General features: G+C 71.7%; 3 protein-coding genes and 1 pseudogene. All 4 read right to left on the bottom strand.

Annotated elements, in window-relative coordinates; genetic code table 11:
• Window positions 1–17: 17 nt before the first annotated feature.
• Window positions 18–1,379, bottom strand: coding sequence for an MFS transporter (locus WMF19_RS45670; RefSeq protein ID WP_437896086.1), 1,362 nt, complete (start codon window positions 1,377–1,379; stop codon window positions 18–20).
• Entirely contained in the window at window positions 1,376–7,231 is a 5,856-nt protein-coding gene (locus tag WMF19_RS45665) for an amino acid adenylation domain-containing protein (RefSeq protein ID WP_437901751.1), read from the bottom strand. The genes WMF19_RS45670 and WMF19_RS45665 overlap by 4 nt, the downstream gene beginning before the upstream one ends.
• Before the next feature lie 12 nt (window positions 7,232–7,243).
• Window positions 7,244–15,034 (bottom strand): annotated as a pseudogene (locus WMF19_RS45660) (amino acid adenylation domain-containing protein); the annotation flags it as partial.
• 8 nt (window positions 15,035–15,042) lie between these two features.
• Window positions 15,043–23,565 (bottom strand): amino acid adenylation domain-containing protein, encoded by an 8,523-nt coding sequence (locus WMF19_RS45655; protein WP_437896085.1) that lies wholly within the window; start codon window positions 23,563–23,565, stop codon window positions 15,043–15,045.
• Window positions 23,566–23,569 lie beyond the last annotated feature (4 nt).

The raw sequence follows: 23,569 nt of genomic DNA, 5'->3' as shown, positions 1-23,569 counted from the left end.
GGGCGCCTTCCGCCCGCTCAACCCGTGAGCGCCTGCGCGCAGGCCCGCTCTGCCCGCTCGAGCCCGGGCAGGGCCGGCTCGTCGGGGATGGCGTCCGGCAGCTCGTCCTCGACCCGAAGGAGGCGCGGGCAAAAGAGGCCGGCCAGCGCGACCAGCGCGGAGACCAGCCCCATCACGATGGCCAGGAGCGCCACGCCGCGACCAGGCCCCGTCCCGATGAGTCGCCCGACCGTCGCGCTCAGCGGGCCGCCCGCCGCGACCAGCGGCTCGAACACGCCCTCGGCCAGCGGCCCCGCGACGGCGAAGGCGATGGGGAAGGATGACCAGCCGATCATCCACCGCGCAGCGAACACCCGGCCCTGGATGTCGGGCGGCACCTTCGCCACCCAGATCGCCTGAGCGCTCGCGTTGAAGAGCGGTACCCAGAACATGGTGGCGCAGCTGCCGATCGCGATGAGCACGGTGGAGGGCCGCAGCCCGGACAGGGCCAAGCTCAGCCCGAACAGCGCGCTGAACAGCACGACGCCGTGCACCTTGCGTCGAAAACCGCGCCACGCGCTCGCGAGCAGGCCCCCGATCAGCATCCCCAGCCCGGCGAGCGACTGGACCATGCCGAGGGCGGCGGTCGAGGCGATCCGCAGGAGGAAGGGCGGGAGCAGCACCGTGATCAGTCCCAGCGCCAGATCGACGGCGACGCTCATCAGGAGCAGGCCGCGCAGCCCGGGCCGGGCCAGGATGTAGAGCAGCCCGAACGAGACCTCCTCGCGCGCCGTGCGCGGCCGCTCCGCCGAGACGGAAGAGGCTGGCCGCGGCAGTCGGACCGCGAGCTGCACGAGCGCGTCTGCGAGGAAGCTCAGCACGTCGACGAGCAGCACCCCGGGCACACCGAGCCACGCCACAAGGAGACCGCCGAGGGCCCGCCCCCCGATCTGCGCCACCACGGGTCCGAGCTGGGCGATCGCGCTGGCCCGAGGCAGCTCCTGCTTGGGCAGAAGGAGCGGCAGCGAGCCCACATACGCAGGCAAGTGCAGCCCCCTGGCCACCGAGTTGATCGCGCCCGCCAGGTAGAGATGCCAGATCTCGGCCTTATCGCCCGCCATCACGAGGAACAGCGCGCCGACGGCCAGCGCCCCCACCGCGTCGGCCAGGATCATCGCCCGGCGGCGATCCCACCGGTCCGCCACGGCGCCGAGCACCGGCAGGAGCACGGCGCCCGGCGCCACGGAGAACAACGCCATCAGCGCGAACAGGGTCACCGAGCCCGTCCGCTGGTACACCCAGATCCCCAGCGCGAACGCGGTGAGCTCCGAGCCCAGCATGGAGATCATGCGCCCGGTCCAGAGGAGGACGAAGGTCCGCGCGCCGGACCGCGCGCTCACGCGCGCTCCCCCGGATGCTCGCCGCCGTCCGGCGCCCGGAGCAGCGGCTCCAGGCCCTGGATCGTGCGCTGCAAGAACAGGTCTCGCAGGCCGAGGCGCGCCGAGAACACCTCGTTGATCCGCGCCAACATGCGCACCGCCAGGATCGAGTGACCGCCGAGCTCGAAGAAGTCGTCCCCGATGCCCACGCGCTCCACCTCGAGGATCTCCTTCCAGATCTCCGCGAGCTGCACCTGGATCGGCGTCCTGGGCGGCGCCGAGCTCCTCGGCGTCTCGAGGCTCTCCCCGAGCGCGCGCAGGGCCGCGCCGTCCACCTTGCCGCTCGACGCGAGCGGGAGCCGCGAGAGAAAGCGGATGTGGGCGGGGATCATGTACTCCGGGAGACTCGCCTTGAGAAACTCCCGCACGCCGTGGGCGTCCACGTGCTCCCACGCGCCCTCGGCGGGCGGGTGCTCCATCCACACGCTCGGGTCGTAGTACTCGCCGTAATCCTCCTCGACGTTGATCCTCACGGGCTGCAGGGTGTCCGCGAGCTGGTACTCGCCGGACTCGGTGAACTGCCGCCCTGCCCAGCACGCCCAGTCCGACACGCGGGCCCGCACGCGCTGGGAGGTGAGGTCCACCTTCAGCACGCGGCCGCCCACCCGCTCGTGGCTGCGCAGCCAGTTGTCGCAGGGCAGGCCGTCCTCGCGCCGCCTCTGGCAATACTCGCTGAACGTGAGCTCCGGGTGCGCCGTCTTGCCGGTCGGCCGGACCGCCACGAGCACCCGCGTCAGCCCGAGCGCCCGCCCGAGCCGCTTGAACGCCTGGAGGATGAGGGTGGCCAACCCCTGGCCCTGCGCCCCCGGTGCGGCCACGCCGGTGAGGATGAAGAGCGTGTTCGGGACGACCCCGCGCTCGGCGTCGACGAAGCCCTTCTCCAGGCCGTGGTCCCACCCGCGCGGCAAATCCTCCACCGTGCCGTCCCACGCGATGGGAATGGCATTGCCCGCCGCCACCACCGCGTCCTCCTCGTCGAGCAGGACGTACTGGTGTCGGGGGAACTCGCCCGGGAGGCGCGGCCAGTACGTCCGCAGGGCGCAGTCGCCCGCGAAGTACGCCGGCCAGGCGCCGAGGTGCAACGACTCCATCTGCCGCCGAAGCTCCGGCCGCTGCGCCAGCGTGAAGATGCGGTAGGCGCCGCGCTCGCCGCGCAGCACGTCCCCCCCGTCGCAGAGCTCCACCCAGGCCGCGAGCGCGCCCTCCCCGCCGCTGCCGGGAAGGTGGGTGACCGCGCAGCGCGCCACCTGGGGGAGCTCCTTGAGCCGACTCTCCACCTCCCCGAGCTCCACGCGGTTGCCCCGGACCTTCACCTGCTGGTCCACCCGGCCGAGGAAATGGACCACCCCGCCGGCCGAGTACCTGCCCAGATCTCCGGTCCGGTACAGCCGCGCTCCGGGCGCGGGGGAGTACGGGTCGGGCACGAAGCTCGCCGCCGTCCGCGCCGGATCACCGGTGTAGCACCGGGCCAGACCCGGAGAGGCCACGTAGATCTCTCCGGTGACCCCGATGGGCACAGGCAGGAGCGCCGCGTCCAGCACGTGGAGGCGGGCGTTCCCGATCGGGCTGCCGAGCGGGACAGTATCGCCGTCGAAGTCGCTGCGGCAATCGAACTGGGCGGCGTCCACCGTGACCTCGGTGGGGCCATAGTGGTTCTCCAGCGCGCACCGCGGGAACGCGCGGAGGGCGCGATCCCGGAGCTGCCGGCGCATGGCGGCGCCGCCGCAGATCACCCGGCGCAGCGAGGGCAGGGCGGGCGACCGGCCCTGCAGCCGATCCTCCACGAGCGCCTCAAGCATGAGCGGCACGGACTGGAGGAAGGTCACCCCGTGCGCCTCGATCAAGCTCGCTATCCTCGCCGGATCCTTCTCGTCTCCCGCGCGCGGCACGACCACACGGGCTCCGACGGAGAGCGGCCAGAAGACGTCGAGGATCGAAGCGTCGAAGTTGTAGGGGGTGATGAACAGCGCCGTGTCCCCGCCATCCAGCCCGTACCGACGCTGGGTGGTCTCCAGCAGGTTGATCACGCCGCGGTGCTCGATCTCGATGCCCTTGGGCGCGCCCGTGGTGCCGGAGGTGTAGATGACGTAAGCGAGGTTCCCCGCGGCGGCGCCGCCGTCCAGCGCATCTCCCGAGGCGGCGCGCACCTCCGCCGAGAGCGCATCGATCCGCGCGATCTCGCCGTCGAACGCGACGCCCTTCGAGAGCTCACCCGAGGTGAGCAGCATCCGCGCGCCGGAGCTCCGGAGGATCTCCGCGTGCCGGCCCGCGGGGGAGTCCGGGTGGAGCGGCACGTAGGCCGCCCCCGCCTTCAGCACGGCCAGCATCGCGGTGACCATCTCGGGAGACGGCTCCAGGAGGAGCGCCACCCGGTCCTCGCGCCCTGCCCCCCGCGAGCGCAGGACACGGGCCCACCGGTTGCTGATCTCGTCGAGCTCCCGGTAGCTCCACACCCCGCCCTCGGTGACGAGGGCCGGCGCCTCCGGGGTCAGCCTGGCCTGGGCGGAGAAGCGCTCGTGGAGGGTGGCGCCCGCGTCGAAGGGCTCGGCGGTGGCGTTGAAGTCCACGAGCAGCCGCGCTTCCTCCGCCGGGGAGAGCATCCGGTAGGCGGCGAGCGGCCGGGAGGGATCGGCCAGCACCTGCTCCGTGAGCGAGAAGATCTGGTCCATCATCCGCTCGATGGTCGAGCGATCGAACAGATCCGAGTTGTAGTTCAGCCGGACCACCTTCAGGGCTGCGAGCTGGTCGATGATGATGGTCAGATCGAACTTCGAGCTCTCGAACTCCTTGCTCAGCGTGTCGTCCGGGAGAAACTCGAGCGTGAGCCCATCGAACTTCACCTCGGACATCAGCCGGGTCTTGTTGTTCTGGGTCCCGAACATGATCGAAAACAGCCTGTTGCGCGAGGGGTCGAACTCGGGGTTCAGCTCCTGGATGGCCAGGATGATCGGATAGTTGTGGTTGTCGTACCCCGCGATGGCCTCGTCCCGGGTGCGCTCGAGGAGCTCTGCGAACGACGCCCCCGGCGCGATGGTGCAGCGCATGGGGATGGCCGTCGCGAACAGGCCCAGCATCTTCTCGAGCCGCCTGTCGTTCCGGTTCGCGATCGGCGTGCCCAACACGAAATCCGACTGGCCGGTGAGCCGGTGGATCTGGAGGCTGAGCACGGCGAGCATGAAGATGTTCAGGGTGAGGCCGCGCTGCTGGAGGAACCGATCCATCCGGACGCTCACCGGCTCGGACATGACGCGGGAGACGGTCATGCCGCTGAAGGTCTGGAGCGCCGGGCGCGGGCGATCGAACGGTAGATCCAGCGCCGGCGGCAGGGTGGCATAGCGCCTGATCCAGTGCTGCCGCTGGGACTCGAAGAGGCCCTCGCGCACGGCGCCGTGGATCCACTGCGCCCAGTCCACGTAATCGAGCTCCAGCTCGGGGAGCTGCGGGGGACGGCCGGCGCGCGTGGCGTTGTAAAGCTCGCTCAGCTCGAGCGCCATGTTGATGGTGGAAGTCTCGTCCCAGAGGATGTGGTGGACGCAGAACAGCAGCAAGAACCGCTTCCCCGGGAACTCCGCCAGCTTGATGAGCGTCGGCCCGGCCTCGAAGTCCAGCGGGACGCCGCTGTAGTGGCTGGAGACGCGGCGCATCTCCTCGTCCACCTGGTCGTGGGGGACGCCGGTGAAGTCGAGGTAGAAGTCCTGAATCCGCAGCTCGCGCCGGGGGAGCACGCGCTGCACGGGCCGGCCCTCCAGGTAGCCGAAGCTCGTCCGGAAGACGGCGTGTCGATCCACCAGCGCCTGCCAGGCCGAGAGGAACGCCTGGACATCCAGATTCCCGGTGAGCACCGCGTTGGTGATGGCGACGTTGTAGAACGGGCTCTCCGGCGCCAGCTCGTGCATGAACCACTCCGGGAGCTGGTAGGGCGCGAGCTCGTAGTGATCGGCCGGCGGCAGGCGCCGGAGGGCCGCGGCGAAGCCCTCGGCCGCAGGCGCCCGGGAGGCGAGGTGCGCGGACACCTCGGCCACGGTGGGGTGCTCGAACAGGGCGCGCACCGAGAGCTCCACGCCGAGCGCGGCGCGCGCGCGGGAGATGGTCTGGATGGCAACGAGCGAGTGGCCGCCCAGCTCGAAGAAGTTGTCGTGCACGCCGACCTGCTCCACGCCGAGCAGCTCGGCCCAGATCCTGGCCAGCGCCGCCTCCGTGGGGGTGCGCGGCGCCTCGTGGCGCGGGGCCGCCGAGGGCGCGCCGTCGGACGCGGCAGGGGCGGGCAGCGCCCTCCGATCGAGCTTGCCGCTCGGCAGCAGCGGGAGCTCCTGCATGGAGACGATGGCCGAGGGCACCATCACCTCCGAGAGCCGCTCCTTCAGGTACGCAGCCAGCGCGCGCGCGGGCGGACCCGGCGGCTCGCGCGGCACGACATAGGCGACCAGGCGCTTTTCGCCCGGCCGATCCTCGCGCGTCACCACCACGCACGCCCGCACGTCCGGGTGAGAGGCGATGGCCGCCTCCACCTCGCCGATCTCGATGCGGACGCCGCGGATCTTCACCTGGTGATCGGCGCGGCCGAGGAACTCGATCGTGCCGTCGGGCAGGTGCCGCACCCGGTCGCCGGTCCGGTAGAGCCGCGCGCCCGGCGTGGCGGAGAACGGATCCGGGACGAACGCCCGGGCCGTCTTGTCTGGCTCGCCGATGTATCCGCGGCCCACGCCGATGCCGCCCACGCACAGCTCGCCCACCACCCCCGCCGGCACCGGCTGGAGGTGGCTGTCGAGGATGTAGATGCGCAGGTTCGGCAAGGCGCCGCTGATCGGGACGGCCTTCCAGGCCTGGGCGGGAGGCCCCTGCAGCGTGTAATGGGTCACGTCGCCCGAGCACTCGGTGGGCCCGTACGCGTTGATGAGCGGCACGCGCGGGAAGAGGCGGAACCAGCGCGCGCACAGGTCGGGCGGCAGCGCCTCGCCCGTGACCATCAGCCAGCGCAGCGCCGAGAGGTCGACCTCGTCCCCGCGCGCCTCCAGCTCCTCCAGGAGCAGCCGGAGGTGGGAAGGCACGGTCTCGAAGACGGTGACCCCATCCCGCTCCAGCCGGTGGAGCAGGCGCCCAGGCTCCCAGGCGTCATCGTCGGTGACGATGGCAGTCTCCGCGCCGGCGAGGAGGGCGGCGAGGAACTGCCATACCGAGACGTCGAAGGTCTGCGTCGCCGTCTGCGCGACCACGTCGCGCGAGGTGATGCGCAGGTCATGCACCTTCGCGCGCAGGTGGTTCAGCATCCCCGTGTGCTCGATCATGACCCCCTTGGGCACGCCGGTGGAGCCGGATGTGAAGATGACATACGAGAGGCTCCGCGGGGCGCCGGCCCGGGGCGGGTCGCCCTCGGAGCAGGCGGCGGCGAGCAGCTCCTCCAGGCGGCGGACCGCCCGGCCATCGTGGCCGAGCCGGCGCGCCAGCGCCTCGTGGCGCGGCGTGGTGACGAGCACCGCGCAGCCGCTCCGGTCCGCCATCTGCTCCAGCCGCTGGAGCGGCAGCGCCGGATCGAGCGGGACGTAGGCGGCCCCGGCCTTGAAGGCGCCCAGCATGGCGGTGAGGAACTCGAGGCTGCGGTCGAGGAGTAGGCCCACCCGGGCGTCCTGTCCCACGCCCAGCGCCGAGAGCGCATGGGCGACGCGGTTGGCCTGCGCGTTGAGCTGCGCGTAGCTCAGCGCCTCGCCGTCGCACCGCGCGGCGATCGCCTCCGGCGTCCGCGCGACCTGCTCCTCGAAGAGGTGGTGGAAGCACGGCTCCGTGGGCCAGGGGATCGCCGATCGATCCCGGTCCACGAGCAGGGCGCGCTGCTCGGCCGCGGAGAGCAGCGGGAGGCGGTCCACCGGGCGATCCGGATCCTCGGCCACGCCCTCGAGGAGCGTGGAGAGGCACGCGACCATCCGGGTGATGGTCGCGGCGTCGAACAGGTCGGTGCTGTACTCGAAGCGCCCGACCAGGCGGTCGCCCAGGTCCTGCACCTCGAGGCTGAGATCGTACTTGGAGGTGCCGTTGTGCAGCGCGATGGCGGACAGCGAGAGCCCGCCGAGGGACACCGCCCCCGGATCGGCGGTATGGAAGTCGAACAGCACCTGGAACAGCGGTGAGCGGCTGGTGTCGCGCTCCGGGTTCAGCGCCTCGATGAGCTTCTCGAACGGCATGTCCTGGTGGGCGAAGGCGCCCAGCGACACCTCGCGCGCCCGGCCCAGGAGCTCGCGGAAGCTGGGGCGGCCGGCGAGGTCCATCCGCAGGACGAGCGTGTTGATGAAGCAGCCGAGCAGGCCTTCGAGCTCCGTCCGGTCGCGGCCCGCGATGGGCGACCCGATGAGGATGTCCTCCTGCTCGCCCGAGACGCGGTGCAGCAGCGCCGCGAACGCGGCCAGGAGGAGCATGTACGGGGTGGCCCGCTCGCGGCGCGCCAGGGCCTTGAGCTTCTCCCAGAGATCAGGGCGCACCTCCACGGGCTGCAGCGCGCCCCGGTACGTTTGCACGGGGGGGCGGGGCCTGTCGGTGGGCAGCTCCAGCGCGGGGAGCGGACCCGAAAGGCGCTGCTTCCAGTAGGCCAGCGCCTCCTCCAGCCGCGGGCCGGTGAGCCACTCGCGCTGCCAGCGGGCGAAGTCCGCATACTGCAGCGGCAGCGGCGAGAGCGCCGGGGGCCGGCCCTCGGACAGGGCGGCGTACACCTCGGCCAGCTCGCGGACGAGGAGCCGCAGCGACCAGTCGTCGGTGATGATGTGGTGCAGGTCGAGGAGCAGCGCGGACGACGTATCCGTGAGCCGCAGCAGCCTGACCCGGATCAGCGCGCCGTTGGCCAGGTCGAACGGCCTGCGCGCCTCGTCGCCGGCGCGCTCCAGGAGCCGCGCCTCACGCTCCTCTGCCGGCAGGTCGCGGAGATCCTCCACCGGCACGTCCAGGATCAGCGACGGGGCGATCCGCTGCACCGGCTGCCCGTCCACATCGACGAAGGTGGTGCGAAGCGCCTCGTGGCGCGCCACGAGGACGTTCAGGCTATCGGCCAGCCGCGCCGGGTCGAGCGCCCCGTCGATCCGCACCGGCACGGTGACGATGTAGAACGCGTTCCCTGGCTCGAAGCGCTCCAGGAACCACAGCCGGGTCTGGGCGAAGGAGAGCGGCGGGGCCGCATCCCCCTCCGGACGCCTGGAGATGGCCGGGGCGGCGTGCTGCGCCGGGCCCCGCACGGCCTCCTCGATCCTGACCGCCAGCGCGGAGAGCTCCGGCGCTTCGAAGAGGACGCGCAGCGGCAGCTCCACCCCGAAGGCCGACGACAGCCGCGACGCCACCCGGGTGGCCAGCAGCGAATGCCCGCCAAGGTCGAAGAAGCTGTCCGTGCGGCGGATGCGCTCCAGGCCGAGCACCTCGGCCCAGATGCCGGCGAGCAGCGATTCGACCTGGGTCCGCGGCGGCGTGTGGTCCTCGGAGCGAGCGAGCGCGTCGGGCGCCGGCAGCGCCCTGCGATCCACCTTGCCGTTGGGGCTGAGCGGCAGCTCGTCGAGCTCCACGAAGGTGGACGGCACCATGTAGTCGGGGAGCCGCTCCTCGAGGAAGCGGCGCAGCGCCCCCGCGGGGACGCCTGGCGCGGCCGCATACGCGACGAGCCGCTTGCCTCCCGGGCCGTCCTCGCGGACCACCACCGCGGCGTCGCGCACCGCCGGGTGCTCCGCGAGCAGGGCCTCGATCTCGCCGAGCTCGATGCGGAAGCCGCGCACCTTCACCTGCGAGTCGAGCCGGCCGAGATAGTCGAGCCGGCCGCTCGCGGACCGGCGCACCAGATCCCCGGTGCGGTACATCCGGGCGCCCGTCTCGCCGGCGAACGGATCCGGCACGAACCGCTCGGCGGTCAGCGCCGGCCGACCCAGGTAGCCGCGGGCCACGCCGGCGCCGCCGATGTAGAGCTCTCCGGGCACGCCCACGGGCACGAGCTGGAGGTCGCGGTCCAGCACGTAGAGCCGTGTGTTCGCGATCGGCCAGCCGATGGGCACCGGTCCGCTCGACGGATCACCCGCGGCCACCTCGTAGACGCAGCAGCCCACCACCGTCTCGGTGGGGCCATACTCGTTGATCAGCCGGGTCTCCGGCGCGCGCTCGCGCCAGAAGGCCACATCGTCGGCGGTGAGGGCCTCGCCGCCGATCACGAAGGCACGGGTGCGCCCGGCCGCCGCCTCGTTGCCCAGCTGCTCCGAGAGCAGGCGCAGGTGGCTCGGGGTGATCTTCACCAGGGTGTGGTCCCCGGCGGCGCGGAGCGCCCCGGCGAGGCCCTCCACCCGCGCGTCCTCCGGTATCAGGGTCACCGGCCGCCCTGCCGCGAGCGGCGCCAGCAGCGACGTGACGGTCAGATCGAACGCGATCGACGAATGGACGGGCGATCCTGCTCCGTCCTCCATCCGGTACGCGCCCAGGCACCAGGACAGGTAGTTGACCACCCCGCGGTGCTCCACCATCACGCCTTTCGGCCGGCCCGTGGAGCCCGAGGTGTAGATGACGTAGGCCAGGTGGCCCGGCCCGACGAGGCTGGGTGGGCCGTCGGCGCGATGACGCGCGAGCCGCGCCGCGTCCGCGTCCAGGAGGACCCGGGGCGCGCCCTGCGAGGGCAGGCGGGCCGCGAGCTGCTCCTGCGTGACGAGCGCGCCGATGCAGGCGTCCTCGATCATGAACGCGAGGCGTTCGTGCGGGTAGGCCGGATCCAGCGGGAGATAGGCGGCCCCCGCCTTCAGGATGCCGAGCAGGCCCACGACCAGATCGAGCGAGCGATCGAGGCACAGGCCCACCACGGCGTCGGGCCCCACGCCGAGCTCACGCAGCGACCACGCCAGCTGGTTGGCGCGAACGTCCAGCTCACCGAACGTGAGGTGTCGGCCGTCCATCGCCGCCGCCACCGCGTCGGGCGTCCGCGCGGCCTGGGCCTCGATGAGGTGGTGAACGCACGCGTCCTCGGGGAAAGAGGCGCGGGTGGCGTTCCACTCCGTGAGGAGCTGCCGCTGCTCGAGGGCGGTGAGCATCGGCGCGCGGGAGACGCGGAGCTCCGGCCGGGCGACCAGCGCGGCGAGGAGCGTCCGGAAGTGAGACGCCATCCTCTCCACGGTCGAGGCCTCGAACAGATCGGTGCTGTACTCCAGCGCCCCGCCCAGCCCGCCCTCCTCCTCCCACAGGATGAGGCTGAGATCGAACTTGGCCGTATGGGTGTCGAGCGCCACCGGCTGCAAGGAGAGGCCCGGCAGCGAAAGCGGCGAGAGCGGCGCGTTCTGGAGGGCGAACAGCACCTGGAACAGCGGGGAGTGGGTGGTGCTGCGCTCGGGCTTGAGCGCCTCCACCACCTTCTCGAAGGGCACGTCCTGGTGCGCGTGAGCCTCCAGCGTCGTGTCGCGGATCCGCCCGAGCAGCTCGCGGAAGGTGGGGTTGTCCTCGAAGCGCGCGCGCAGCACCAGGGTGTTGATGAAGACGCCGATCAGCCCTTCGGTCTCCAGCTGGTTCCGGTTGGCGATGGGGGTGCCGACCAGCACGTCGTCCTGGCTGGCGTAGCGGTGGAGCAGCGTCTGGAAGGCGCCCAGCAGCGTCATGAACAGGGTCACCCCCTCGCGTCGGCTCAGCGCCCGGGCCGCCTCGGTCAGCTCCGCCGGGAGCGAGAGCGCGACGTGCGCGCCGCGGTACGACCGCACCGGTGGCCGCGGGTGATCCGTCGGCAGATCCAGCTGCGCGGGGCTGTCGGCCAGCTTCTGCTTCCAGTAGGCCAGCCGCGACGCCAGCGCTTCGCCGCTCAGCCATCGCCGCTGCCATGCCGCGTAGTCGACGTACTGGAGCGACGGCTCGGCCAGAGGCGACGGCTCACCTCGGGAGAAGGCTCGGTAGAGGGCAGAGAGCTCGCGGACGAACACGCCCAGCGACCAGCCGTCGGAGACGATGTGGTGCATCGCCACGACGAGCAGGCGCTCCTCTTCGCCGAGCCGCAGCACGGTGTGCCGCCACAGGGGCCCTCGAGCCAGGTCGAACGGACGGAGCGCCTCCTCGGCGGCGAGCCGCTCGACCGCCGCCTCGCGCTCCTCCGGCGGGAGATCCACGAGCGACACCTCGCGCAGCGGGACCGGCGCCGGCGGGCGGATCTCCTGCACCGGCTGCCCGTCCCGGGCCGGGAAGCACGTCCGCAGCGCCTCGTGCCGCCGCTCGATCTCGCTCAGGCTGCGGGCCAGCGCCGCCTCGTCGAGCCGCCCGAGCACCCGGATGGAGATGGGCAGGGTGTAGAAGGGGCTGCCGGGCTCGATCTGGTCGAGGAACCACAGCCGCTGCTGAGAGAAGGAGAGCGGCTGCCCCCCCTCGCGGGCGATCTTCTGGAGCGGCGGGATCTCGGCCCCGCCCGGCGCCTCGGCGCGGGCGGCTTCCACCCGGATGGCTATGCCGGCCACGGAGGGGGCCTCGAACAGGCTCCGCAGCGAGAGCTCCACGTTCAGCGCGCGCGCGACGCGGGACAGGAGCTGGGTGGCCAGGAGCGAGTGGCCTCCACGCTCGAAGAAGTCGTCGTGCACGCCGATCCGCTCCGCGCCGAGCACGTGGGCCCAGATCTCGGCCAGCACCTCCTCCACGGGGGTGCGCGGGGCGACGTAGGGGCTGACCGCCTGAAGCGCCGCCTCGGGGGCGGGGAGCGCCCGCCGATCCACCTTGCCGTTCGACGTGAGCGGCAGCCTCTCCAGCATCACGTAGGCGCCCGGAACCATGTAGTCGGGCAGCCGCGCGCGCAGGTGGGCGCGCAGCGCGTCGGCGGCGGGGGCGCCGCCTGCAGAGGGCACCACATAGGCCACGAGCCGCCGGTTGCCGGGCTGATCCTCGCGGGCGATCACCGTCACCTCGCGCACCCCCGGGTGCTGCTCCAGCACCGACTCGACCTCACCGAGCTCGACGCGGAAGCCGCGGATCTTCACCTGGTGATCGATGCGGCCGAGGAACTCGATCTCCCCGTTCGGCAGGTAGCGCGCCAGATCGCCGGTCCGGTACAGCCGTGCCCCGGGCTGGCCCCGGAACGGGTCGGGCACGAACTTCGCGGCGGTGAGATCCGGCCGGCCCAGGTACCCGCGCGCGAGCGACGCGCCGCCGATGTACAGCTCGCCTGCCGCGCCGATGGGCGCCGGCTGAAGGTCCGCGTTGAGCACGTACATCTCGGTGTTGGAGATGGCCGTGCCGATGGACGGGTGGCTCGGCCACGTCTCGGGCGCGTCCGGCAGGGCGAGGGCGGTCACGACGTGCGTCTCGGAGGGCCCGTAGTGGTTGTGGGACCGGCACCCCGTGAGGCGCTGCATGAGCAGGATCACCGGCCGGGTGATCTGAAGCTGCTCGCCGGTGGTGACGAGCTCCTTCAGGTCGCCGAGCATTTCCTTGCGGTCTGCGCACTCCTCGGCGAGGAGCTGCAGGACGACGACCGGGAGGATGGCCTTCTCGATCCGCGCCTCGGTGAGGAAGCGGGCCAGGGCCGAGGCGTCGGTGCGGACGGGCTCGGAGACGAGAAAGACGGAGCCGCCGGTGCAGAAGGCGGCGAACATCTCATGGAAGCTCGCGTCGAAGCTCAGCGAGGCGAACTGGAGGGTCCGGGCGCCGCGGAGGAGGTGTCGCCGGTGCCACTCCAGCAGGTTGCGCAGCGGCCCATGGCCCAGGCCGATGCCCTTCGGGCGTCCCGTGGAGCCGGAGGTGAAGATCACGTAGGCGAGCAGATCGGGGCTCACCGCGCAGGCAGGGGCCTTGTCGGACGCGCGAGAGATCTCTGCCTGATCGGCGTCGAGCTCGACCCGGCGCGCGCCGAGGACGCCGGACAGCCCCTCTATCAGGCCGCGCCGAGAGACCAGGACGCGCGCGCGCGCGTCCTCCATCATGAAGCGCAGCCGCTCCTCAGGGTGGGCGGGATCCAGCGGGACGTACGCGCCGCCCGCCTTGAGGATGCCGAGCAGCCCGATCACCATCTCCAGCGAGCGCTCCACGCACAGGCCCACCGGCATGTCCTCGCGGACACCGAGGCTGCGAAGGTGGTTGGCGAGCTGGTTGGCCCGGCGGTCCAGCGCGCGGTAGGTGAGCGCGCGATCCTCGAAGACCACGGCCACCGCGTCGGGAGTCCGCTCCACCTGCTCCTCGAAGAGCCTGTGGACCGGCTCCTCGGGGAGCGGCGCGGCGGTGGCGTTCCACTCGAGCAGGGCCCGGCGCTCGAGCTCCGTGAGCAGCGGTAGCGAGAGGATGCGCTGATCGGGGCGGTCGACGGCGCTCTCCAGGAGCTGCCGGAAGTGGCCTGCCATCCGCTCCATGGTGTCCGGCTCGAACAGGTCCGTGCAGTACTCGAACCATCCAGCGACGCCCTGCGGGCCCTCCTCGAGGAAGAGGGTGAGATCAAACTTGGAGGTCCCCGTGTCGGGGGCCTCCAGGGAGATCGTCAGTTCGGGCAGCGCGAGGCGGACGCGTGGTGTGTTCTCGAGGACGAACAGCACCTGGAACAGCGGGGTGCGGGCCAGGTCGCGCTCCGGCGAGAGGTGCGCCACGAGCTTCTCGAAGGGGAGCTCCTGGTGCGCATAGGCGCCCAGGGTGCTCTCGCGCACCCGCGAAAGGAGGTCCACGAAGCGCGGGTTGTCCGAGAGGTCGGCCCGGAGCGCGAGGGTGTTGGTGAAGAAGCCGAGCACCCCTTCCAGCGCTGCGCGGGTGCGGTTGGCGATGGGGGTGCCCACCACGAAATCCGTCTGGCCGGAATGCCGGTGCAGCAGCACCTCGAAGACGGCCAGCAAGGTCATGAAGAGTGTGGCGCCCTCCTTGCGGCTCAGGGCGGCCAGGGCGTCGCGCAGCGCGCCGGGTATCTCCACCGGCTGCCGGCCGCCGCGGTGGCTTTGCACCCGCGGCCGCGGGTGATCGGTCCGCAGGTCCAGCGCCGCGGGAGCGCCCGCGAGCTCTCGCGTCCAGTACGAAAGCTCCTCGTCCAGGAGCTCGCCCTGAAGGCGCCGCCGCTGCCACTCGGCGAAGTCCACGTAGCGGGTGGCGAGGGCGGGAAGGTGTAGATCCCTGCCCTCCACCTCCGCCGCGTAGAGCGCCCCCAGCTCGCGGACGAACACGCCTGTCGACCAGGCGTCCGAGATGATGTGGTGCATGTTCAGGAGCAGCGCGTGCTCGGACCCCGAGAGCCGCGCGAGCTTCGCCCGCCAGAGCGGGGCGCGCGCCAGATCGAACGGCTCCTGGACCTCCTCGCGGACCAGGCGCTGGAGCTCGACCTCGCGCTCCGCCTCGGCGAGGTGGGCGAGATCCACGCGTGTGAGGGGCACCTCGAGCGAGGGCAACAGCACCTGGACGGGCCGTCCTTCGGCGCTCCGGAACAGCGTGCGCAGCGCCTCGTGGCGGCGGGTCAGCTTCGCCAGGCTCCGTGACAGGGCCGCCGCGTCGAGGGCGCCGCGGAGCCGCGCGAGCCCGACGATGCTGTAGAGCGGACTCCCGGGCTCCAGCTGATCGATGAACCACAGCCGTTGCTGGGAGAAGGAGAGGGGATAGCTCTTCTCTCCCTGCGCCCTTTTCTCCAGGAGCTGCCGCAGGCGCTCCCGCTTCAGCTCTGTGCTCGAGGCGTCCTTGAGGTCCATGATATCGCTCATCGGTCCAGCCCTCCCACGGGCTCCAGCTCTTCCAGGAGCGCGTCCAGCTCACGCTCGCCGAGCCTGTCCAGCTGTCCCAGCAGATCCTCGGGCTCGGCGCTCCGGAGGATCGGCTCGTCATCGACGCTCGCGCTCGCGCGGGTGACGGCCTCGGCCAGCTCGGCGATGGACTGGCGCTCGAACAGGGTACGGAGCGGCAGCTCCACCCCGAATGCGTCGCGCAGCCGCGAGGCGACCTGGGTGGCGAGCAGCGAATGCCCCCCGAGATCGAAGAAGCTGTCGTGGACTCCCACGGAGCCCACGCCCAGCACGTCCCGCCAGATGGCCGCCAGCTTCTCCTCCAGCGCATTGCGCGGCGCCACGCGAGGACGCTGGGGATCCGAGCCGTCGTCCGGCGCCGGCAGCGCCTTGCGGTCCACCTTGCCGCTCGGCGAGAGCGGCAGCGACTCGAGCGTCACGAACGCGCTCGGCACCATGTACTCGGGCAGGCGCCGGCTCAGCGCTTCGCGAAGCGCCCTCGCTTCGAGCGCCACACCGGGCTTGGGGACGACATAGCCGACCAGCCGCTTCAGCCCCGGCCGGTCCTCTCGCACCGCCGCGGACGCAGCGCCGACGGACTCGATGGCCATGAGCGCCTGCTCGATCTCGGCGAGCTCGACGCGGAAGCCGCGGATCTTGACCTGATGATCGGAGCGGCCGAGGAACTCGATGTTCCCGTCGGGCAGATACCGCGCTACGTCTCCCGTGCGGTACATCCGCGCGCCCGGCGCGTCGCTGAACGGGTTCGGCACGAAGCGCTCGGCGGTGAGGTCGCCGCGCCGCCAGTAGCACCGAGCCAGGTTCACGCCCGCGATGTACAGGTCGCCGCGCACGCCGATGGGGACAGGCTCGAGCCGGGCGTCGAGCACGTACATCTGCGTGTTGAACAGGGGCTTTCCGATCGGCGGCAGCCTCGGCCAGAGCGAGGGATCGCCCGTGAGGCGATACCCGGTGACGAAGTGGCTCTCCGTCGGGCCGTACTGGTTGTGCAGCAGCGAGCCAGGCAGCTGCCTGTACATCTCGACGACCTCGGGCGTGATCTGGAGCTGCTCGCCTCCGCAGACGATCTCGCGCAGCGCCGTGAGCGTGGCCTTGTCGCGCGCGGCTTCGGCGATGCCCTGGAGCGCCACGAACGGGATGAAGAGGCGCGCGACGCGGTCGCGGACGATCACGTCGAGCAGGCGCGCCGGGTCACGGCGCGCCTCGTCGCTCACGAGGACGAGCGTCCCGCCCGAAGCCCAGGTGGAGAACATCTCGTCGAAGCTGACGTCGAAGCTCAGCGGTGAGAACTGGAGCGTCCGCTCGCCGACGCCCATCGTCGACTCGGTGAGCTGCCACTGGATGAGGTTGGTGAGCACCACGTGGGGGAGCGCCACACCCTTGGGGCGCCCGGTCGAGCCCGAGGTGTAGATGACGTAACAGAGGGCCGAGAGGTCGACCGTTACCGCGTGATCCGCGTCGGGCTCCTCCCACGCGGCCGCGCAGTCGTCCATGCAGACGACGCGCGAGCCGCTCCCCTCGACGTGATGGCGGAGCCGCGACTGCGTCACGACCACCGGGGCGCGCGCGTCCTCGGCCATGAAGCGGAGCCGCTCGGCCGGGTAGCTCGCATCCATGGGGACGTAGGCCGCGCCGGCCTTGAGGACCCCGAGGATCGCGACCGGAACGTCGAGCGAGCGCTCGAGGTACATGCCGACCAGGGAGTGCGGTTCGACGCCGAGCTTCTGAAGATAGCGGGCAAAGCGGTTCGACCGGCGATGCAGCTCCGCGTACGTCATCGATCGATCGTCGAAGAGCACGGCGAGCACGTCGGGTATCCGGCGCGCCGTCTCCTCGAAGAGCGCGTGCACTGGCACCGGCCTGAAGTCGGCGCGGGTCGCGTTCCAGCCCTGGACGATGCTCCGTCGCTCCTCGGCCGAGAGGATTGGCGCCTCGTACACCGACCTGTCCGGGCGCGACAGCGCGCCCTCGACGATGTGGACGAAGTGGTCCGCCAGACGCTCGACGGACTGAGGATCGAACAGGTCCGAGTTGAACTCCCACCGGGCGACGTAGCCCGCCTTCGTGGGCAGGACGTCGAGCATGAGATCGAACTTCGACGTGCCCCAGTCGAGGTCGACCGGGCTGATCGTGAGGCCCGGGAGATCGAGGGCGGGAGCGGGCGCGTTCTGCAGGGCGAACATCACCTGGAAGACCGGCGAGCGGCTCAGGTCGCGCGGGACGTTGAGGGCCTCGACGACCTTCTCGAAGGGGAGGTCCTGGCTGGCATAGGCGTCGAGGGTGGATTGCCTGACGCGCCCGAGCAGGTCGATGAACGTGGGCTCTCCGGACAGGTCAGTCCGGAGGGCGAGCGTGTTGACGAACAGGCCAATGAGCGGCTCGGTCTCGGCGCGCGTGCGGTTGGCGATGGGGGTGCCGACGATGATGTCGCGCTGGCCGCAATACCTGCCCAAAAGGACGCTGAAGGCCGCCAGCAGCGTCATGAAGGGCGTTGCGCCGAGCTCGTGGCTGAGCGCGTCGATCCGCTCGGACAGGTCCTTCCCGAGCGAGCGGCGGAGCGTGGCGCCGGCATGGGTCTGCACGGGAGGGCGCGGCCGGTCCGTCGGCAGCTCCAGGGGCCCGGGAGCTCCCGCGAGGTGCTCCTTCCAGTACGCGGTCTGCGCCGCGAGCTCCGTGCCGGACAGCCACGCCCTCTGCCATGCGGCATAGTCGGCGTATTGAACGGCGAGCGGCGGGAGCGGCGACCCGCGGTGGTGGACGAAGGCGTCATAGAGCGCCATCACCTCGCGGGCGAACACGCCGAGCGACCAGCCGTCGCTGACGATGTGATGCAGGGTCAAGAGCAGCACGTGCTCCTGCTCGGACAGGGCCAGCAGGCGCGCGCGAAGGAGCGGGCCCCGCTTCAGGTCGAACGGCGTCCTGGCCTCGCGCTCCGCCTCGGCGCGCACGCGGGCATGACCGTCGGCCTGGCCGCGCAGGTCCTCGCGCGCCAGGCCGCCCAGCGGCTCCGCATGCACCACCGACACGGCCTTGCCTTCGGCGTCCTGCGCGAAGGTGGTGCGCAAGGACTCGTGGCGGCGCGTCACATCGAGCACGCTCTTCGCGAGCGCGTCGACGTCCAGGCGCCCCTCGAACCGCAGGGCCATGGGGATGTTGTAAGCCACGCTCTCCGGCGCGAGCTGGCCCAGGAACCACAGGCGCTCCTGCGCGAACGAGATGGGCCGCGGGCCTGCGCCCCAGGCCCTGGGCACGATCGCCGGCCCGGCCGCGCGAGCGCCCTCCCGGTCGAGCCGCGCCGCGAGCTGCTCGACCGTGGGGGCCTCGAACAGCACCCGGAGCGGGAGCTCGACGCCGAGCTCCCGGCGGATCCGGGAGACCACCTGGGTCGCGAGCAGCGAGTGACCTCCGAGCTCGAAGAAGTCGGCGGTGACCCCGACGCGAGGGGCTCGCAGCACGTCGCGAAAGATCGCTGCCAGCCGCTCCTCGCTCGGCGTCCGCGGGGCCATGTGCTCGTCGCCGAGCGCGCCGTCGGGCTCCGGCAGCGAACGCCGGTCGACCTTGCCGCTCGGCGAGAGCGGCAGCGACTCGAGCACCACGAACGCGCTCGGCACCATGTAGTCGGGCAGGCACGCGCGGAGCTGCTCGCGGAGCGAGTCCACGCGCGGGTCCCCCGCCACGTATGCGACGAGGCGCCGCATGCCTGGGGCGTCTTCGCGCGCCACCACGACCCCGTCGCGCACGCCGGCGCACCGCCGCAACGCGGCCTCCACCTCGCCCGGCTCGACGCGGAAGCCGCGGATCTTGACCTGATGATCCGTGCGGCCGAGGAACTCGAGGTCGCCGCCTTCGAGGTGACGAACGCGATCTCCTGTCCTGTAGAGGCGCGCGCCAGGCGTCGTGGAGAAGGGGTGAGGGACGAAGCGGTCGGCCGTGAGATCAGGGTGCTTGAGGTACCCGCGCGCCACGCCCTCCCCACCGATGTACAGCTCGCCGGGTACGCCCACCGGGACCGGCTGCATCGCGCCGTCGAGCACGTACAGCTGGGTGTTCGCGAGCCCTCGCCCGAGGACGGGGGTGGGCGACCGCGCGTCGACACGGCAAGCAGCGCTGTCCACCGTGCACTCGGTGGGGCCATACACGTTGTAGAAGCGCGCGTAGGGGGCGCGGGCGAGGGCGCCCCACATCGACGTGTCCACGGCGTCGCCGCCGACCAGCACACGACCGGGGACACCGTCGCTCCGCTCGCCGAGCCCTGCCTCGAGCAGCAGCCGCAGATGCGCCGGCGTGCAGTCGAGCACGTCCAGCCGATGCTGCGCGACGAACGAGAGGAGCGCGTCGGCGTCGCCGCGCGTGTCTTCTGGGATGATGTACAGCGTGTGACCGGACAGCAGCTGGACGAGCTGCTGGACGGACGCATCGAAGGAGAGCGACGCATTGAGGCTCACCCGCAGCGGGGGCGCGGCGCCCTCGTGGACCGCGAGCTCCAGGGCTCGGTGCAGGTTGACCACCGAGCGGTGCTGGATCATCACCCCCTTGGGCGCGCCCGTAGATCCGGAGGTGTAGATGACGTAGGCGAGCGTGTCGGGCCTTGCGCCGGCCGCCGGGTCCTCCGCGCAGCCGGAGAGCTCGGCCGCGCCGGGGCCCAGGCACAGCGCCCTGTCCGGGGCCACCGGCAGCGAGGCCAGGAGGGGTTGCTGCGTCAGGAGCACAGCGACCCCGGAGTCTTCGAGCATCGTCTGGAGCCGCTCGCGCGGGTAGCGCGGATCGAGCGGCACGTAGGCGCCGCCCGCCTTGAGGATGCCCAGCAGCGCGACCACCATCTCCAGGGAGCGCTCCATGCAGAGGCCCACCAGCACCTCTGGCCCCACGCCTCGCGCCCTCAGTTGGTGCGAGAGGCGGTTGGCGCGCTCGTTCAGCTCCCGGTAGGTGAGCCGCCCGCCGCTGCCGACGAGCGCCACCGCGTCGGGAGAGCGGCGGACCTGGGCTTCGAACAGATGGTGAATGCACTCCCGCGGGCGCTCGGCGGCGGTCTGGTTCCACGTGACCAGGACCTGCTCTCTCTCCGGCGCCGTCAAGAGCTCTAGCTCCGCCACGGGCCGCTCGGGGCCTTCGACCACCGCCGTGAGCAGCGTGCGGAGGTGGCCAGTCATCCGCTCGATCCTCTCCGCGTCGAAGAGATCGGTGTTGTACTTGATGGAGCCGCGCAGCGCGCCGCCCGCCTCGGCCATCATCAAGGTGAGATCGAGCTGGGCGGCGCGCTCGATCGACAGCGACTCCAGCGACAGATCCGAGAGCGACATGCTGGCCCCGGCTTCGCCCAGGGAGAACGGGGTCAGCCCCTGATCGTCGAGCAGGTGGGCTCGCTGGAAGGTGAAGGAGGTCTGGAACAGCGGTGAGCGGCTCGGATCCCGCGTGAGCGCCAGGCGCTCAACGATCTCGGTCATCGGGTAGTCCGGATGGTCCAGCGCATCCAGCACGGCGCGTCGCACCCGGCCGAGGAGCTCGACGAAGGTGGGATTGCCATGGAGGTCGCCGCGCAGGGCCACCGGATTGACGCAATATCCCACGAGATAGGCCAGCTCCGGCCGGCCGCGGCCGTGCAGCGGTGAGCCGATCAGCAGATCGTCCTGGCCGCTGTAGCGGTGCAGCAGCACCTGGACCGCGGCGAGCAGGACCATGTAGAGGGTGGCGCCGTGGTCCTCGGCCAGGGCCTTCAGCCGGGAGGTCAGCCCGGCCTCCAGCCCGAACGAGAGGGACGCGCCGCGGTAGGTCTGCACCGGCGGGCGCGGCCGGTCGGCGGGCAGGTCGAGCACCGGCGGGCTCGCGAGCTGCCGCTGCCAGTACGCCCATTGCCGCTCGCCCTCGGGGCCGGCCAGGCGCTCCGATTGCCAGCAGACGAAATCGCTATAATCGGCCGGGAGCGGGGCGAGCGCCGGCAGGGATCCGCCTGCGCGGAGCGCCGGGTACAGCTTGCCGAGCTCCTCGACCAGCACGCAGATGGACCAGAAGTCGAGGACGATGTGATGGGCCGTCAGGAGCAGGACGTGCTCGCGGGCCGAGCGCCTGAAGAGGCGGACCTTGAACAGGGGCCCTCGCTCCAGATCGAACGGCCGGTCCGCCTCGCGGGCGAGCCGGTCCAGGAGGGAGGCCTCGTCCACCGCGGAGGCGTCCTCTTCGGAGAAGCAGCCCTCTGGCCGCGCCAGGATGCGCTGGACTGGCTCGCTGCCCGGCGCCGGCGCGGGGAAGACGGCGCGCAGCAGCCGGTGGCGATCGACGAGCACCTCGAACGCCTGGCGCAGGGCGGCGGCATCCAGATCTCCCGTCACGCGGATAGCGCTCGCCAGGTTGTAGGCGGCGCTCTCGGGGGCGAGCTGGTACAGAAACCAGAGCGCCCGCTGGGAGGCGCTCAGGGGGAACTCCGACGGGCGCTCCCCCGCGGCGAGAAGCGGAGCTCCGGTGAGCCGCCGCGCAGCCACCTCGGCCGCGAGCTCTGTGAGCGTGGGTCCTGCCACGACGCTGCCCAGCGGCAGCACAACCCCGAGCCCCGCCTCGATCGCGCTCGCCAGCTCGACCGATCGCATCGAGTCGAGGCCGCAGGCGGCGAGCGATCTGCCCGCCTCGATCTCGCCGCGGGGGACGTTCAGCACGCTGGACACGCAGGCAGACAGCCAGGCCTCGATATCCTCTGGGCTCCGGGGGGCCTCCGCGGGCGGCGGCGCGGCGACGGCCCCGGCCTCCTCGTCGCTCCCGGCCGACTCCCATGCTCCCACCGCCTCCAGCGCGCCGGACAGGTACTCATCACGGCAGGCCCGCCGCTGGATCTTGCCGCTCGAGGTCTTCGGGATGCTCCCTGCCTCGAGCAGCACCACCGCGTGCGGCCGCACGTCGAAGTGCAGCGTCACGGCCTCGCGAACGGCGGCGAGCACCGCCGGCACGTCGGGCCGCTTCCGGAGATCGATCTCCTGCACCACCACGAGCTGCTCTTCGCCGTCGACCTCCACCGCGAAGGCGGCGCTGCAACCCGGCCGCAGCGCCGGGTGGCTGGTCTCCACGGCGCGCTCGACGTCCTGCGGATAAAGATTGCGGCCGCGGACGATGAGCAGATCTTTCAGGCGGCCGGTGACGAACAGCTCGCCGTCGCGCAGGCAGCCGAGGTCTCCGGTGCGGAGGAGCGGGCCCTGTCCGGCCGCCGTGCGGGCGCGGAAGGTGCGCTCGGACTCCTCCTGTCGGCCCCAGTACCCCTCGGCCACGCTGGCGCCACCGACCCAGATCTCGCCCACCTCGCCCGGCGCCCGGGGGAGCAAGGTTTCCGGATCCACGATGACGAGCTTCCCGTCGAGCAGGCTCCGGCCGCAGCCCACGAGGGCGCGCGCGGCCTCACCCTGCGCTGCGTCGACCATCCGGTGGCGCTCCAGCGCCGCTGCGCCGACGACGGCGACGACGGGCGGATCCGCGCGACGCCCGCCGGCGACGATCAAGCTGGCCTCCGCCAGGCCATAACACGGGTAGAAGGCCTCTCGCCTGAAGCCGTGGGGCCCGAAGGTGGCGGCGAAGCGGTCCAGCGTCTCCGCCCGGACCGGCTCCGCGCCGCTGAACGCCACGCTCCAGGAGCTCAGGTCGACCGCGGCGAGCTCCTCTGGTAAGGCCTTCCGAACGCAGAGATCATAGGCGAAATTCGGGCCCCCGCTGCAGGTGGCACGGTGGCGAGAGATGGCCTCCAGCCAGCGCATCGGCCGCTGCAGGAACGACACCGGGGACATGAGCACGCAGGGGAAGCCCGCGCAGATCGGCTGGAGGATGGTCCCGAGGAGCCCCATGTCGTGGTACATGGGCAGCCACCCGAGCCCCTTCGCGTCCTCGGTGAGCTCGAAGCCGGCGCTGATCATCTGCTCGTTGTGGAGCAGGTTCCGGTGCGTGAGCATGACCCCTCTGGGGTCACCGGTGGAGCCGGAGGTGTACTGGACGAAGGCGAGCGTGTCGGCCGAGATCTCAGGCTCGCGGAAGCTCCCTTCCGTCCCGGCGGAGGCCTCATCGGTGGCGATCCAGCGCAGCCGCTTCAGGCCCGGAGCCTGCTCGAAGACGAGCTCGGCCATGCTCAGGATGGGCGACGTGGTGAGCGCCACGGTGGCCTGCGCGTCACGGACGATGACCGCGAGCCGCGGCAGGGTGCGGTTCAGGCGGGATGGATCCGGCGGATAGGCCGGCACCGCGACCGCGCCCGCATAGAGGCAGCCGAAGAACGCGGCGATGTAGCCGAGCCCCGGCGGATAGAGCAGCAATACCCGCTCTCCCGTCGCGCCGGCCTGCTGCAGCGTGGCGCCGATGGCCCGGGCCTGCCGATCCAGCTCGGCGTAGCTCACGTGGATCTCCTCCAGCTCACCGTCTGGCAGGAACGTGAACGCGCGGCGCTCCGGCTGGTGATATGCACGATGGCGCAGCACGTCGACGAGCGTGGAGAGGGACATCGCAACGTTATTCAAGGCC

The sequence above is a fragment of the Sorangium sp. So ce124 genome (assembly GCF_051525235.1).
GTDB classification, from domain to species: Bacteria; Myxococcota_A; Polyangia; order Polyangiales; family Polyangiaceae; genus Sorangium; species Sorangium atrum.
This window is presented reverse-complemented; position numbering and strand designations above follow the sequence as displayed.